Annotated in this window: 23 protein-coding genes; all 23 read left to right on the top strand. The window is 37.6% G+C overall.

Going from position 1 to position 14,564, the window contains the following annotated elements; genetic code table 11:
- The first annotated feature begins 23 nt into the window (after positions 1–23).
- Positions 24–386 (top strand): 50S ribosomal protein L18, encoded by a 363-nt coding sequence (gene rplR / locus C1724_RS24100; RefSeq protein ID WP_102349440.1) that lies wholly within the window; start codon positions 24–26, stop codon positions 384–386.
- A gap of 17 nt (positions 387–403) precedes the next feature.
- A complete protein-coding gene (gene rpsE, locus C1724_RS24105; protein ID WP_102349442.1) occupies positions 404–904 on the top strand; it encodes a 30S ribosomal protein S5 in 501 nt (166 codons plus the stop codon).
- A 12-nt stretch (positions 905–916) separates the two neighbouring features.
- Entirely contained in the window at positions 917–1,099 is a 183-nt protein-coding gene (rpmD, locus tag C1724_RS24110; protein WP_102349444.1) for a 50S ribosomal protein L30, read from the top strand.
- A 32-nt stretch (positions 1,100–1,131) separates the two neighbouring features.
- Positions 1,132–1,572: a 50S ribosomal protein L15 gene (gene rplO, locus C1724_RS24115; protein ID WP_102349446.1), complete on the top strand. Its 441-nt coding sequence runs from the start codon at positions 1,132–1,134 to the stop codon at positions 1,570–1,572.
- Positions 1,572–2,858 carry a preprotein translocase subunit SecY gene (gene secY / locus C1724_RS24120; protein ID WP_102349448.1) on the top strand — a complete coding sequence of 429 codons (1,287 nt, stop codon included), beginning with the start codon at positions 1,572–1,574 and terminating at the stop codon, positions 2,856–2,858. The genes rplO and secY overlap by 1 nt, the downstream gene beginning before the upstream one ends.
- A gap of 66 nt (positions 2,859–2,924) precedes the next feature.
- Positions 2,925–3,578: an adenylate kinase gene (locus C1724_RS24125; protein ID WP_102349450.1), complete on the top strand. Its 654-nt coding sequence runs from the start codon at positions 2,925–2,927 to the stop codon at positions 3,576–3,578.
- Complete coding sequence (gene map, locus C1724_RS24130) at positions 3,575–4,321, top strand: type I methionyl aminopeptidase (protein ID WP_102349452.1); 747 nt, start codon at positions 3,575–3,577, stop codon at positions 4,319–4,321. The genes C1724_RS24125 and map overlap by 4 nt, the downstream gene beginning before the upstream one ends.
- A gap of 16 nt (positions 4,322–4,337) precedes the next feature.
- Positions 4,338–4,658, top strand: coding sequence for a KOW domain-containing RNA-binding protein (locus C1724_RS24135; protein ID WP_102349454.1), 321 nt, complete (start codon positions 4,338–4,340; stop codon positions 4,656–4,658).
- Positions 4,651–4,869 (top strand): translation initiation factor IF-1, encoded by a 219-nt coding sequence (gene infA, locus C1724_RS24140; protein WP_102349456.1) that lies wholly within the window; start codon positions 4,651–4,653, stop codon positions 4,867–4,869. Before C1724_RS24135 ends, infA begins: the two co-directional genes overlap by 8 nt.
- Before the next feature lie 35 nt (positions 4,870–4,904).
- Positions 4,905–5,018, top strand: coding sequence for a 50S ribosomal protein L36 (rpmJ, locus tag C1724_RS24145; RefSeq protein ID WP_003156543.1), 114 nt, complete (start codon positions 4,905–4,907; stop codon positions 5,016–5,018).
- 23 nt (positions 5,019–5,041) lie between these two features.
- Complete coding sequence (rpsM, locus tag C1724_RS24150) at positions 5,042–5,407, top strand: 30S ribosomal protein S13 (protein WP_102349458.1); 366 nt, start codon at positions 5,042–5,044, stop codon at positions 5,405–5,407.
- A gap of 21 nt (positions 5,408–5,428) precedes the next feature.
- Positions 5,429–5,818, top strand: coding sequence for a 30S ribosomal protein S11 (gene rpsK / locus C1724_RS24155; RefSeq protein ID WP_102349460.1), 390 nt, complete (start codon positions 5,429–5,431; stop codon positions 5,816–5,818).
- Positions 5,819–5,996: 178 nt separating this feature from the next.
- A complete protein-coding gene (locus C1724_RS24160; RefSeq protein WP_102349462.1) occupies positions 5,997–6,941 on the top strand; it encodes a DNA-directed RNA polymerase subunit alpha in 945 nt (314 codons plus the stop codon).
- A 53-nt stretch (positions 6,942–6,994) separates the two neighbouring features.
- Positions 6,995–7,357 carry a 50S ribosomal protein L17 gene (gene rplQ, locus C1724_RS24165; protein ID WP_102349464.1) on the top strand — a complete coding sequence of 121 codons (363 nt, stop codon included), beginning with the start codon at positions 6,995–6,997 and terminating at the stop codon, positions 7,355–7,357.
- A gap of 160 nt (positions 7,358–7,517) precedes the next feature.
- The gene (locus tag C1724_RS24170) at positions 7,518–8,360 is read left to right on the top strand and encodes an energy-coupling factor ABC transporter ATP-binding protein (RefSeq protein ID WP_102349466.1); all 843 of its coding nucleotides are present in this window, start codon (positions 7,518–7,520) and stop codon (positions 8,358–8,360) included.
- The gene (locus C1724_RS24175) at positions 8,336–9,205 is read left to right on the top strand and encodes an energy-coupling factor ABC transporter ATP-binding protein (RefSeq protein WP_102349468.1); all 870 of its coding nucleotides are present in this window, start codon (positions 8,336–8,338) and stop codon (positions 9,203–9,205) included. The genes C1724_RS24170 and C1724_RS24175 overlap by 25 nt, the downstream gene beginning before the upstream one ends.
- Positions 9,202–9,996, top strand: coding sequence for an energy-coupling factor transporter transmembrane component T family protein (locus C1724_RS24180; protein WP_102349470.1), 795 nt, complete (start codon positions 9,202–9,204; stop codon positions 9,994–9,996). Before C1724_RS24175 ends, C1724_RS24180 begins: the two co-directional genes overlap by 4 nt.
- Positions 9,997–10,008: 12 nt before the next feature.
- The gene (gene truA / locus C1724_RS24185; RefSeq protein ID WP_102349472.1) at positions 10,009–10,743 is read left to right on the top strand and encodes a tRNA pseudouridine(38-40) synthase TruA; all 735 of its coding nucleotides are present in this window, start codon (positions 10,009–10,011) and stop codon (positions 10,741–10,743) included.
- Between the two features lie 220 nt (positions 10,744–10,963).
- Positions 10,964–11,401: a 50S ribosomal protein L13 gene (gene rplM, locus C1724_RS24190; protein WP_102349474.1), complete on the top strand. Its 438-nt coding sequence runs from the start codon at positions 10,964–10,966 to the stop codon at positions 11,399–11,401.
- A 21-nt stretch (positions 11,402–11,422) separates the two neighbouring features.
- The gene (gene rpsI, locus C1724_RS24195; RefSeq protein ID WP_102349476.1) at positions 11,423–11,815 is read left to right on the top strand and encodes a 30S ribosomal protein S9; all 393 of its coding nucleotides are present in this window, start codon (positions 11,423–11,425) and stop codon (positions 11,813–11,815) included.
- Positions 11,816–12,140: 325 nt separating this feature from the next.
- A complete protein-coding gene (locus C1724_RS24200; RefSeq protein ID WP_102349478.1) occupies positions 12,141–12,584 on the top strand; it encodes a YbaK family protein in 444 nt (147 codons plus the stop codon).
- Between the two features lie 79 nt (positions 12,585–12,663).
- Positions 12,664–13,371, top strand: a complete 708-nt coding sequence (gene cwlD, locus C1724_RS24205) for an N-acetylmuramoyl-L-alanine amidase CwlD (protein WP_102349479.1) — start codon at positions 12,664–12,666, stop codon at positions 13,369–13,371.
- Positions 13,372–13,467: 96 nt separating this feature from the next.
- A complete protein-coding gene (locus C1724_RS24210) occupies positions 13,468–14,514 on the top strand; it encodes an Mrp/NBP35 family ATP-binding protein (protein ID WP_102349481.1) in 1,047 nt (348 codons plus the stop codon).
- Positions 14,515–14,564: the final 50 nt, after the last annotated feature.

Genomic DNA, 14,564 nt, shown 5'->3' on the forward strand with positions numbered 1-14,564 from the left:
GTAAGAAGAAAGGAGTGAATCACATGATTATTAAAGCTGATAAAAATGCTGTACGCAAAAAGAGACATGGTCGTGTTCGTTCTAAATTAACTGGTACTCCTGAGCGTCCTCGTTTAAACGTGTACCGTTCTAACCAGCATATTTATGCTCAATTAATCGATGATGTAAATCAAGTTACGATTGCAAGTGCATCTACAGTAGAAAAAGAATTAAATCTTGAATCTACAGGAAATATCGATGCAGCTCAAAAAGTTGGCGAACTAGTTGCTAAACGTGCTGTTGAAAAAGGTGTTAAATCGGTCGTATTTGATCGTGGAGGATATTTATATCACGGAAGAATCAAAGCATTAGCTGACTCTGCTCGTGAAAATGGACTTGAATTCTAATTGTTAAGGGAGGGAAATTGATGCGTATTGATCCAAATAAGTTGGAGCTTGAAGAACGCGTAGTTACTGTTAACCGTGTAGCTAAAGTTGTTAAAGGTGGTCGTCGTTTTCGCTTCGCTGCATTAGTAGTTGTAGGTGATAAAAATGGTCATGTAGGTTTCGGAACTGGTAAAGCACAAGAAGTTCCAGACGCGATTCGTAAAGCAATTGAAGATGCTAAGAAAAACTTAATTAATATACCAATCGTTGGAACAACTATTCCACATCAAGTAACAGGAAACTTTGGTGCAGGTAGCGTATTATTAAAGCCTGCTTCAGAAGGTACAGGAGTTATCGCAGGTGGACCTGTTCGTGCAGTACTTGAATTAGGTGGCATAAACGATATCCTTTCTAAATCACTAGGATCAAATACTCCAATCAATATGGTACGTGCTACTATTGAGGGATTAAAAGATCTTAAGCGTGCTAACGATGTAGCGAAGTTACGTGGAAAAACGGTAGAAGAACTGTTAGGATAAGGAGGGAAAATAATGGCTAACAAACTTGAAATCACCCTCAAACGCAGTGTTATTGGTCGCCCGCAAGACCAAAGAGCTACTGTGCAAACATTAGGTTTACGTAAAATACATCAAACTGTTGTTCAAGAGGATAATGCAGCAATCCGTGGTATGATCAACAAGGTTGCTCATCTTATAACAGTTAAAGAAGTATAATTGTAAAATTGATATAAAGAGGAGGTGCAAGAATGAAACTTCATGAGTTGAAACCATCAGAAGGTTCTCGTAAAGAGCGTAATCGTGTAGGCCGTGGTATGGGTTCTGGTAATGGTAAAACATCAGGTCGTGGTCATAAAGGTCAAAACTCACGTTCAGGTGGAGGAGTACGTCCTGGATTTGAGGGTGGACAAATGCCATTATTCCAACGTTTACCTAAACGTGGTTTTACAAACATTCATCGTAAAGTATTTACAATTGTAAATATTGATACATTAAATCGCTTCGAGGACGGAACAGAGGTTACACCTGAATTACTGCTAGAAACTGGTGTTATCAGCAAACTGAATGCTGGTGTAAAGGTACTTGGCAATGGTAAGCTAGACAAGAAACTTACTGTTAAAGCACAGAAGTTCTCAGCTTCCGCTAAAGAAGCAATTGAGGCAGCTGGCGGTAAAACTGAGGTGGTTTAATGTTTGAGACAATCGCCAATTTTATGCGAGTGGGTGAAATCAGACGTAAAATTGTTTTCACCTTGTTAATGCTTGTAATTTTTAGATTAGGTAGTTTCATACCTGTACCAAATGTTAATACAGAAGTTATAAAGATCACCGACCAAAGTGTGTTTGGATTAATCAACACATTTGGCGGTGGAGCTTTACAGAATTTCTCGATATTTGCAATGGGTATTATGCCTTATATCACCGCATCCATCATAATTCAATTATTGCAAATGGATGTTGTTCCTAAATTTACTGAGTGGTCGAAACAAGGTGAGGTTGGACGTCGTAAATTAGCTCAGTTTACCCGCTATGGAACCATTGTGCTTGGATTTATCCAGGCTATTGGTATGTCAATTGGTTTTAATAATTTATTTCCAGGGCTGATTGAGAACCCTGGAGTTGGGACATATTTGTTCATAGCATTAGTTTTAACAGCTGGAACTGCATTTCTCCTATGGTTAGGAGAGTTAATTACTACAAACGGAGTCGGAAACGGTATTTCGATACTGATCTTTGCTGGTATAGTTGCAGCCATTCCTACTGCTGTTAATCAGATCTATGCACAACAAATTGAAGATGCTGGCGAACAGCTATTCCTTCGTATAGTAACTGTATTATTACTTTTACTAGCAATGTTAGCTGTTATTGTTGGTACTATCTTCATACAACAAGCTCTTCGTAAAATACCGATCCAGTATGCGAAGAGAATGGTTAACCGTAGCCCTGTTGGTGGACAGTCAACACATTTACCATTAAAAGTTAACGCAGCAGGCGTAATTCCGGTTATCTTTGCAATATCATTCTTAATTACACCACCAACGATAGCTGGTTTTTTTGGTACAAATAGTGTAACGACATGGATCACAACGGTATTTAATTACGCTCATCCAATCGGAATGGCAATCTACGTTGTATTGATTATCGCGTTCACATATTTCTATACATTTGTTCAAGTTAACCCTGAACAAATGGCTGAAAACCTTAAGAAACAAGGTGGTTACATTCCGGGCATCAGACCAGGAAAAAGTACTCAAGAATACCTAACTCGCATTCTATATAGATTGACTCTAGTAGGATCCTTATTCCTGGCAGTTATATCTGTACTTCCTGTTTTCTTTATAAATATTGCTAATTTACCGCAATCAGTCCAAATTGGTGGTACTAGCCTATTGATTGTTGTTGGTGTAGCACTTGAAACAATGAAACAGCTTGAAAGTCAACTTGTTAAGAGACATTATAAAGGATTTTTGAAATAGGATTAATGAGGTGGGGCAAGTATATTACTTTCCCTTATCCTCAACAGAAATAAGGGGGACTAGAGAATGAATCTAGTATTAATGGGGTTACCTGGTGCTGGAAAAGGTACTCAGGCTGAAAGGATTGTAGCCAAGTATGATATCCCTCATATCTCTACTGGGGATATGTTCCGTGCCGCTATTAAAGAAGGCACAGAGTTAGGATTAAAGGCTAAGTCTTTCATAGACCAAGGGGCATTAGTGCCAGATGAAGTAACTATAGGTATTGTTAGAGAACGTCTTGGAAAAGATGATTGTAAAAAGGGATTTCTATTAGACGGTTTTCCACGCACAGTACCGCAAGCTGAAGCACTTGAAGAGCTATTAACAGATTTAGATCGTCAAATAAACTACGTTGTTTATATTGAAGTTGATCAAAGCAAGTTAATGGACCGCCTTACTGGTCGTCGCATTTGTAAAGATTGTGGCGCTACGTATCACATGGTGTTTAATCCTCCTACGAAAGAAGGAGTTTGTGACAAATGTGGTGGCGAACTTTATCAACGAGCTGATGATAATGCTGAAACTGTTGAAAATCGTTTGGAAGTCAATATGAAACAAACTCAACCTCTACTTGATTTCTACGAAAATAAAGGTTATTTACGTAGTATCAATGGAGACCAACATATAGATGATGTATTTAAAGATTTAGATCAACTCCTTGGGGGCTTACGTGGATGATCATTTGCAAAACTGAGCGCGAACTTGAAATTATGCGTGTAGCTGGTAAAATAGTGGCACTTACTCATGATGAACTAAAAAAACATATACATCCAGGAATCACAACAAAGGAATTAGACAGTATAGCTGAAAAGACCATCCGTGCTTATGATGCTATTCCTTCGTTTAAAGGATATAATGGATTTCCAGGAAGTATTTGTGCGTCTGTGAATGAGGAATTAGTGCATGGCATACCCGGCAACCGTGTTCTTCGCGAAGGTGATATCATTTCAATTGATATCGGTGCAAAATACAAAGGTTACCATGGAGATTCTGCATGGACCTACACTGTAGGTACTGTGACAGATGACACACAGAAATTGCTAGATGTAACTGAACAATCCTTATATAAGGGATTGCAGGTTGCTAAGGCAGGTATTCGTTTATCGGATATCTCACATGAAATTCAAACATATGTTGAATCACATGGACTTTCTGTTGTTAGGGAATATGTAGGTCATGGCGTGGGACAGGAACTTCACGAAGATCCTCAAATTCCACATTATGGACCGCCAAATAAAGGTCCACGTTTGAAACCTGGAATGGTACTTGCGATTGAACCAATGGTGAATGCAGGTACACGATTCGTAAAAACACTTTCAGATAACTGGACTGTTGTTACAGTAGATGGCAAAATGTGTGCGCATTTTGAGCATACCGTTGCAATCACTGAAACTGGATATGAAATTTTAACAAAAGCCTAAGTGAAGGTGATAATAGGTGACCGAACCTGAATCGAATCCGCGAATAGGTCAGTTAGTTAAAATTTTACAGGGTAGAGATACTGGTCAATTTGCTGTAGTGTTAAAGGTCCTCGATGAACGTTTCGTACTTATTGCTGATGGCGATAAGCGTAAATTTGATCGACCTAAGAAAAAGAACATTAATCATCTCGAGTTTTTTGATTATGTTTCTCCGGAAGTTCAGAACAGTATTAGTGAAACTGGTCGTGTGACAAACGGAAAACTAAGGTACGCTGTTTCAAAGTTTGTCAATGAGCAAGTTACTGATTTTGAGAAGGGAGAGCAACTTAATGGCTAAAGAAGATGTTATTGAGGTAGAAGGTACAATTATTGAAACCTTACCTAACGCAATGTTTAAAGTAGAACTAGAAAACGGTCATACTGTACTAGCACATGTTTCTGGAAAAATCCGCATGCATTTCATTCGTATTTTACCAGGTGATAAAGTGACTGTAGAGTTATCTCCATATGATTTAACTCGTGGTCGTATCACATATCGTTATAAATAAACTAGCACTCCGTAACATAAGGAGGTTCAAAAGAGATGAAAGTCAGACCATCAGTCAAACCTATTTGCGAAAAATGTAAAGTTATTCGTCGTAAAGGTAAAGTAATGGTTATCTGTGAAAACCCAAAACACAAACAAAAACAAGGATAATATAAAGGGAGGTGCAACTCTAAATGGCACGTATTGCAGGTGTAGATATTCCGCGCGAAAAGCGTGTAGTTATCTCATTAACTTACATTTTTGGTATCGGCCGTAAAACTGCTCAACAAATCCTTGCTGAAGCAGGAGTTTCTGAAGATACACGCGTTCGTGATTTAACAGAAGATGAATTAGGGAAAATCCGTGATATCATCGATCGCCATAAAGTAGAAGGTGATCTTCGTCGTGAAGTATCACTTAACATTAAACGTTTAATCGAAATTGGTTCATATCGTGGTATTCGCCATCGTCGTGGTCTTCCAGTTCGAGGACAAAATACAAAGAACAACTCTCGTACTCGTAAAGGTCCTCGTCGAACTGTTGCTAATAAGAAAAAATAAGGTAAAGGAGGTAATTAAACAATGGCTCGTAAGACGAACACTCGTAAACGCCGTGTGAAAAAGAATATAGAAACTGGCGTAGCTCATATTCGTTCTACTTTTAACAACACAATCGTAACGATTACTGATGCTCACGGAAATGCAGTTGCTTGGTCAAGTGCTGGTGCTTTAGGTTTTAGAGGCTCTCGTAAGTCTACACCATTCGCTGCACAAATGGCTGCTGAAACAGCTGCTAAGGCTTCTATGGAACACGGAATGAAGACATTAGAAGTTACAGTAAAGGGACCAGGTGCAGGCCGTGAGGCAGCTATTCGTGCTCTTCAATCAGCAGGATTAGATGTTACTGCTATTCGTGATGTAACACCAGTACCTCATAATGGTTGCCGTCCACCAAAACGTCGTCGTGTGTAAATAATCTGTATAGATTTTGAATCCCTGTCTATAATGGGATATGATAAGAACTTTTTCAGTTATAAAATATTCTAAACAGATGAAAAAATTGTTGTGCACATTTGGGAACTGCCTAATGGGGAATTTCGGTTGGGTCTACCTAACCGAGGTTTCGACGTTTTGAAGGAGGGTTTATTGAATGATAGAGATTGAAAAACCAAAAATCGAAACGGTTGAAATTAGCAATGATGCTACCTTTGGTAAATTCGTTGTCGAACCGCTTGAGCGTGGATATGGTACCAGTTTAGGAAACTCCTTGCGTCGTATACTATTATCCTCTCTTCCTGGTGCTGCTGTAACATCTATTCAAATTGATGGTGTTCAACATGAGTTCTCTACAGTTGAAGGTGTAGTTGAGGATGTTACAAACATTATTTTGAATATCAAAAAACTGGCGTTAAAAATTTACTCTGAAGAGGAAAAGACACTAGAAATTGATATTCAAGGTGAACGTGAAGTAACGGCTGCTGACATTACACACGATAGTGATGTTGAAGTATTAAATCCGGATCTTCATATTGCATCTTTAGGGAAAAATGGTAATTTACGAATGAGACTAACTGCAAAACGTGGTCGTGGATATACGCCTGCTGATGCAAATAAGCGTGAAGATCAACCAATTGGTGTGATTCCAATTGATTCGATCTATACACCAGTTTCACGTGTTACTTACCAGGTTGAGAACACAAGGGTTGGTCAAGTTACTAACTACGATAAATTGACTCTTGATGTTTGGACAGATGGAAGTATTCGACCAGAAGAGGCTGTTTCGCTTGGAGCAAAAATTTTAACAGAGCATTTAAATATCTTTGTCGGTCTAACTGATGAAGCACAGAATGCCGAAATTATGGTTGAAAAAGAAGAAGACCAAAAAGAAAAAGTTCTTGAAATGACAATTGAAGAACTTGACTTATCTGTTCGTTCCTATAATTGTTTAAAACGTGCTGGAATTAATACAGTTCAGGAATTAGCAAATAAGACTGAAGAGGATATGATGAAAGTACGAAACCTCGGAAGAAAATCATTAGAAGAAGTTAAGGCGAAGCTTGAAGAGCTTGGTCTTGGTCTAAGAAGAGACGAATAAATTCCATTGGTCGGTGCTATCAATTTAACACTTCAACAAAGGAGGGGACATAAATGGCTTATGCAAAATTAGGTCGTACATCATCTCAACGTAAAGCTTTACTTCGTGACCTTGCTACAGATTTAATCATTAATGAGCGTATCGAAACAACAGAAGCGAAAGCGAAGGAGCTTCGTTCAGTTGTTGAAAAAATGATTACACTTGGTAAACGTGGTGACTTACATGCTCGTCGTCAAGCAGCTTCTTTCATTCGTAATGAAGTAGCGAATGCTGAAACTGGCGAATATGCAGTACAAAAGCTTTTCAATGACATCGCAAAGCGCTATGAAGAACGCCAAGGTGGATACACACGTATTCTTAAACTTGGTCAACGCCGTGGTGATGGAGCGCCAGTCGTTATCATTGAATTAGTTTAATTATAATTCGACTATAATCATCTTAAAGGGCGAGACAGAATCTTATTATAAAGATCTGATTCTATGCCCTTTTTTCGTGTATTCATAATTTACAAATAACATTTATATTATTCACTACTTTTATTTTCATCAAAGCTTAATCAAGTGAGGGCCCGATCATATGAACATAGATAAAATTATGACAGTTAATCATTTATTTTTTAGGTATACACCTGAAGGAGAATACGCTTTAAAGGATGTCAGTTTTCAGGTCAATAAAGGTGAATGGCTTGCAATTGTTGGCCATAATGGATCGGGTAAATCCACTTTGGCAAAGATCATAAATGGCTTACTAATGCCAGAAAAAGGCATAGTTTCTATCGAAGATATACAATTGCAAGATGATACAGTCTGGGATATTCGTCAAAAAGTAGGAATGGTATTTCAAAATCCGGATAATCAATTTGTTGGAACCACTGTAAAAGACGATGTTGCATTCGGCCTTGAAAACAATGGTATTCCTCGTGATCAAATGATACAGAGGATTGAGTCTAGCATAAGTAAGGTGAGAATGGACGATTTTTTAAATCATGAGCCACATCGACTTTCCGGCGGTCAAAAACAACGTGTTGCAATTGCAGGTGTTTTAGCCCTTCAACCATCATTAATGATATTAGATGAAGCAACATCGATGCTAGATCCTATTGGTAGAAAAGAAGTGATTGAAACAGTACGTTCATTACAAAATGCAGGTCAGATGAGTGTTTTATCGATTACACATGATTTAGAGGAAGTTACGCAAGCTGACCGAGTGATCGTTATGAATAGAGGACAAGTCTTTGCAGAAGGTACACCAGAGGAAATTTTTGAATACGGCGAAAAACTTGTACAATTAGGTTTAGACCTTCCTTTTACAGTCAAGCTCTCACAACTCCTTAAGAAAAAAGGAGTTCAGCTCTCAAAACCCCACTTAAAACAACGAGATTTGGTGAATGAATTATGGACATTATATTCAAAGAAGTAGAACATATATATAACGCAAAAACACCATTTGAAAGAAGAGCACTATTCGATTTAAACTTAAATATTCCGTCGGGCACATATCAAGCTGTTATCGGCCATACTGGGTCGGGAAAGTCAACATTAATACAACATATTAATGGTTTATTAAAACCAACCGGCGGGGAAATTTCAATTGGTGATCGAACTATTGCTGCAAATAAGAAACAACGGGATTTAAAGAGTCTTCGAAAAAGAGTAGGTATCGTTTTCCAGTACCCTGAGCATCAGTTATTTGAGGAAACAGTAGAAAAGGATATATGTTTCGGCCCAATGAATTTTGGTGTTTCATTCGATACTGCTAAGAAAAAAGCTCATGAATTATTAGAAATGGTAGGCCTTCCTTTAAGTGTACTAACTAAATCCCCCTTTGATCTTAGCGGTGGTCAGATGAGGCGCGTTGCTATAGCAGGCGTACTTGCAATGGAACCAGAGGTGCTTATTTTAGATGAGCCGACTGCAGGGCTTGATCCTAAAGGCCGTAATGAGATAATGGAAATGTTTAAAACTTTGCATAACCAATATAAGCTAACAACTATACTTGTTACGCACAGCATGGAGGATGCAGCATACTACGCAGATGATATTATCGTTATGCATAAAGGTACTGTTTATATGAAGGGAACTCCACTTGAAATTTTTGCGCAACCCGAAAAGCTAAATGAAGCAGGATTAGATATTCCGGAGTCAGCCCAATTCATTAAATTGCTCTCAGAGAAGTTTGCTAGGCCAATTTCCAATGTGTTTACTGTCGATAAGGTAGCGGATGAAATCGTAGCCCTTTTAGAGGAAGGGGTTCGGATTAAATGAAAAATATCATTATTGGTCAGTATGTTCCTGGGGAATCTTTTATTCACAAAATGGACCCGCGTGCAAAACTGCTAACAATCTTTTTATTTGTTATTATTGTTTTTATTGCTAATAATGTCTTTACCTATACAATAATTGGTTTATTCACGATTCTATGTGTCCTGCTATCTAGAGTCCCGCTGGTGTATATATATAAAGGCTTAAAACCTATTTTATGGATTATTTTATTCACACTTGTGCTGCATCTGTTTATGACCAAAGAGGGCGAGGTAGTCTTTCAGTATAAATGGATTACGATTTATGAGGAAGGATTAAAACAAGGTGTTTTTATATCTCTTCGATTTATATTTCTAATCATGATTACTAGCTTACTCACGTTAACAACAACACCAATAGAGATTACCGATGGAATGGAAGCATTGTTATCTCCATTTAAACGATTTGGACTACCTGCTCATGAATTAGCGCTAATGATGTCAATTTCATTGCGGTTCATTCCAACACTTATGGAAGAGACGGAAAAAATTATTAAAGCACAGTCTGCCAGAGGTGTTGACTTTACTAGTGGTACGCTAAAGCAACGCATGAATTCAATTATTCCTTTACTCGTTCCGTTATTTATTAGTGCATTTCGCCGTGCTGAGGATTTGGCACTTGCAATGGAGGCAAGGGGTTATCGCGGTGGAGAAGGTAGAACTAGAATTAGAGAGCTTGTCTGGAAAAGTACAGATCATCTTGTTTTTGTACTCTTATTCATTATGATTATATTATTATTTCTTTTAAGGTCTTAATAGGTGGTAAAAATGAATCGCTTAAAGTGTACTATCTCATATGACGGGACCTCTTTTGCAGGTTTCCAAGTACAACCAAAACAGCGTACGGTTCAGGGTGAAATCGAACGGGCATTAAAAAAAATTCATAAGACGGATGAAATACCGCGCATTGCTGCATCAGGGCGAACAGATGCAGGTGTACATGCTCATGGACAAGTTATTCACTTTGATAGCCCCTTAACGGGGATTAATTGGGCACGAGCATTAAATACACTGCTACCTGAAGATATTATCGTGGACGAGGTAGAGAGCGTTCCTACTAGTTTCCACGCACGTTTTGATGTCATTAAAAAGGAATATCGTTACTTTCTTTTAAATAGTCAAAAGAACTATGTTTTTCGAAGAAATTATTGTTATCATTATCCATACCGGATTGAACTTGATGCTATTAAAGCAGCAGCTGATTATTTAATCGGTACTCATGACTTCACGTCATTTTGCTCTACTAAAACCGATAAGCAGGATAAAATACGGACAATTTATACAATTGACGTCATAGAAGAGGCCGGTGAAATAGTTTTTCGCTTTGTAGGCGATGGATTTTTATACAATATGGTACGAATAATGGTTGGTACGTTATTAAAGGTAGGTCAAGGTAAAATAAAACCTGAAGAAATTAAGGGAATTCTTGATAAAAAGGATCGGGAAACTGCTGGAAAAACAGTACCAGGTCACGGGTTGCATCTATGGAAAGTTTGGTATTAGGAAGAGAAATTTCACCTCTTAAAGTGTCCCAAAAACATTTTATTGAATAAAACAACTTCCCCTGGTGTAACATTTTCTTGACATTGTAGCTTGAAAGTTATATTATTACCTATGGTACATTTTCAAAGGCCACGCCACGAGTTAGCCCCGAAACTAATCGTGATGAAATAGAACTTTAGAAAATGAAAGAAGATCGATAAGATTTTTAGGAGGGAAAATAATGCGTCAAACTTACATGGCAAAACCACAAGAAGTTGAACGTAAATGGTTAGTGATCGACGCTGAAGGTCAAACTTTAGGTCGCCTTGCAAGTGAAGTAGCATCAATTCTTCGCGGAAAGCATAAACCAACTTTTACACCACATGTTGATACTGGTGATCACGTAATCATCATTAATGCAGAAAAGATTCAATTAACTGGTAATAAGTTAAACGGAAAAATCTACTACCGTCACACTATGCATCCAGGTGGACTAAAAACACGTACTGCTAAAGAAATGCGTGATACTCGTCCAGAACAAATGCTTGAACTTGCAATTAAAGGTATGCTTCCAAAAAATAGCTTAGGACGTCAAATGTTCAGAAAGCTTAATGTATATAAAGGTAGCGAACATCCACATCAAGCACAAAAACCTGAAGTTTACGAACTTCGCGGATAATTTTTAAAGGAGGGTATTATTTTGGCACAGGTACAATATATTGGTACAGGACGTCGTAAAAGTTCAATCGCACGTGTTCGTTTAGTTCCAGGTAACGGACGTGTAGTAATTAATGGACGTGAAATTGAAGAATTTTTTAATCTAGAAACATTACACTTAATCGTAAAGCAACCACTAGTTGCTACTGAAAATGCTACAAACTATGATGTATTCGTAAACGTTATTGGCGGTGGATTCACTGGCCAAGCTGGTGCAATTCGTCATGGTATTGCTCGTGCATTATTACAAGCTGACCCTGAATATCGTGCAGTTCTTAAGCGTGAAGGTTACTTAACTCGTGACGCACGTATGAAAGAACGTAAGAAGTACGGTCTTAAAGGCGCTCGTCGTGCACCTCAGTTCTCGAAGCGTTAATTATCAACGTTTCAAAGGCTCTCAGGCATTTTGCTTGGGGGTCTTTTTTATATGTTTGGAATTGCTTGCATTTATAATTTAATTTTCTACTACCTAATTTAAAATTAATGAGCATTTATGCTAAATTGTTGTCATTTAGGCGAAGCCAAACAATTCGCCTTGTGTTGTCCGAATATAAATCAATATCATTCAGTTCCTCCATTTCTACTTATATATTCTATTTAATATTTCCTTAAATTGGCGATTATGAGTAGGACGATTTTTGTATGAGAATATACCGCATGTAAAAGACTATTTGTAAAAATGAAAAGGCGTGACGGATTTGATGAATGTGATCACTACTTTTAAAGAGAAAAGACATGCTAAGCAAATAGCATTTGAACATAAACTCCTTAGAGAATTATCACTTAAATCACTAAAAGAGAAAGTAAAGTTATTCTTTTCTCCTTTCTTTAAATCTAATTCCATCTATGCAACTGCTATTGAGGATGGTAGTGTTGACATGGCCATTGAGGCATATTTATTAGGTGCTAAAATGAGCAGATTTGGCTATTTTGGTGAAACTGAGGATCAAGTTCGACAACGGTGCTACAAGGAAGAGCAATATTTAATTGATAACTTATTTGATTATTTACAATACTGGGGAGCAACAGGCGGAAATGATTTGGTTAGTGAATCTTTATTTCATGCATGTGAGCAGTATATTGGAAACTGGTGGAAGGAAGGATTTAGAAAAGGGGAATTAAGGTATAGGCTTCGCCTACACTAAATATAATAGGTAAATATTATTCATATTTCTCCCTCTTGTCCCATATAGTGAATTAGGACGGGTACGGAGGGAAAGGAATATGAAAAAGAAATTACAGTTAATTATATTTTTTGTGGGCTCTATCTTATTATTCTTTTTGTTTCAATATCAATTTTCAACCCATAATACGTGGGATTCTTGGAGTTTGCCTCTATCAGGTCAAATCATTGTTCTAGATCCAGGACATGGTGCACCAGACCCAGGCGCAGGTCCAAAAGGTGCTTTTGAAAAAGATATTGCATTTAATATTTCATTGACACTTAGAGATTATCTTCAAGAGGCTGGGGCACTGGTTATCTTGACGAGAGAGGATGATAATGACCTAGCTGACAAGGATCTTAAAGGATATAGCCGAAGAAAGACCCAGGATTTAAAAAGAAGAGCTGAACTAATAAATAGTTCTGATGCTAATTTGCTTGTGTCAATCCATTTAAATTCCTTACCATCATCCAAATGGAGAGGTGCTCAAACATTCTATTACCCTCGTTTCGATGAAAATAAACAATTGGCAAAGTCTATTCAAGCTGAAATGGAACGAAACCTAGAAAATACATCTAGAGGCGTAAAAGTAATTGACACAGTTTATATATTAAAACAAGCAAAAATTCCTTCTGTACTTGTTGAGGCAGGATTCTTATCGAATCCACAAGAACGAGAGCTATTAAATACAAAATCATATCAAGAAAAGGTAGCAGCATCTATATATCAAGGTATACTGCGCCACTACAGTGAGAATATAACAAAATAGGGATTTTCTAGGTGTGATCTATGTTATTTGTGGATTCTAGCCACTATGTTATAATTTGATGTGAATCATTATTAAATGCTTAAGGCGGTGTGAGTATTGATTACAAAAAAACAAGTACAAGACATACTAGGAAAAATGCAGGATCCATTTTTACATAAAACATTGGTTGAGACTAATGGTATCGAAGAAATTAGTGTAAAAGAAGAAAAGAATCATGTAAGTGTTAAGATCGCTATTGCAAAGACAGGAACAGGTGAGCAAATGCAGCTGCAACAACAAGTAGTAACTGCTCTTAAAAATGCTGGTGCAAATACTGTAGGTATCCGTTTTAGTGAACTGCCAAAGGAAGTTACTGCACAGTTCCAAACTAAACCAGAAAATCCTTCACTTTTAGACCCTAGCAGTCCAACAAAGTTTATTGCGATAGCAAGTGGTAAAGGTGGCGTAGGTAAATCAACAGTTTCTGTTAACCTTGCTGTTTCATTAGCTCGCTTAGGTAAAAAGGTAGGGATTGTAGATGCAGATATCTATGGTTTCAGTGTTCCTGATATGATGGGCATAACTGAAAGACCTGCGGTTCGAAATGAAAGAATTTACCCGGTAGAGCGTTTTGGAGTTAAGGTAATTTCAATGGGATTCTTTGTAGAAGATAATGCACCTATCATTTGGAGAGGACCAATGCTAGGCAAAATGTTAAATCAGTTTTTCTCAGAAGTTGAATGGGGTGAATTAGATTATCTTTTACTAGACTTACCACCAGGAACAGGTGATGTTGCATTAGATGTGCACACATTGATTCCTTCATGTCGTGAGATAATCGTAACCACACCACATGCTACAGCAGCATTTGTTGCAGCACGTGCTGGGGCAATGGCATTAAAAACAGAGCATGAAATTCTTGGAGTTATTGAGAACATGTCGTACTTTGAAAGCAAAGTAACGGGTGAAAAAGAGTATATATTTGGCCAAGGTGGCGGTGAAAAGCTTGCCAAGGAATTAAATGCACCTCTATTAGGCCAAATTCAATTAGGGCAACCTGAAATAGATGAAAATGATTTTGCGCCATCAGTTTATGATGAAAACCATAAGATTGGTAAAAAGTATTTAGAAATTGCAGAACAGGTCATTAAATATTCAAAATAACGCATTTCAGTGAAGAGTATTTATCCTATAAAATAAAACAGATTAATTTG

This window comes from Bacillus sp. Marseille-P3661 (assembly GCF_900240995.1).
In the GTDB taxonomy this organism is placed as follows: Bacteria; Bacillota; Bacilli; order Bacillales; family Bacillaceae_J; genus OESV01.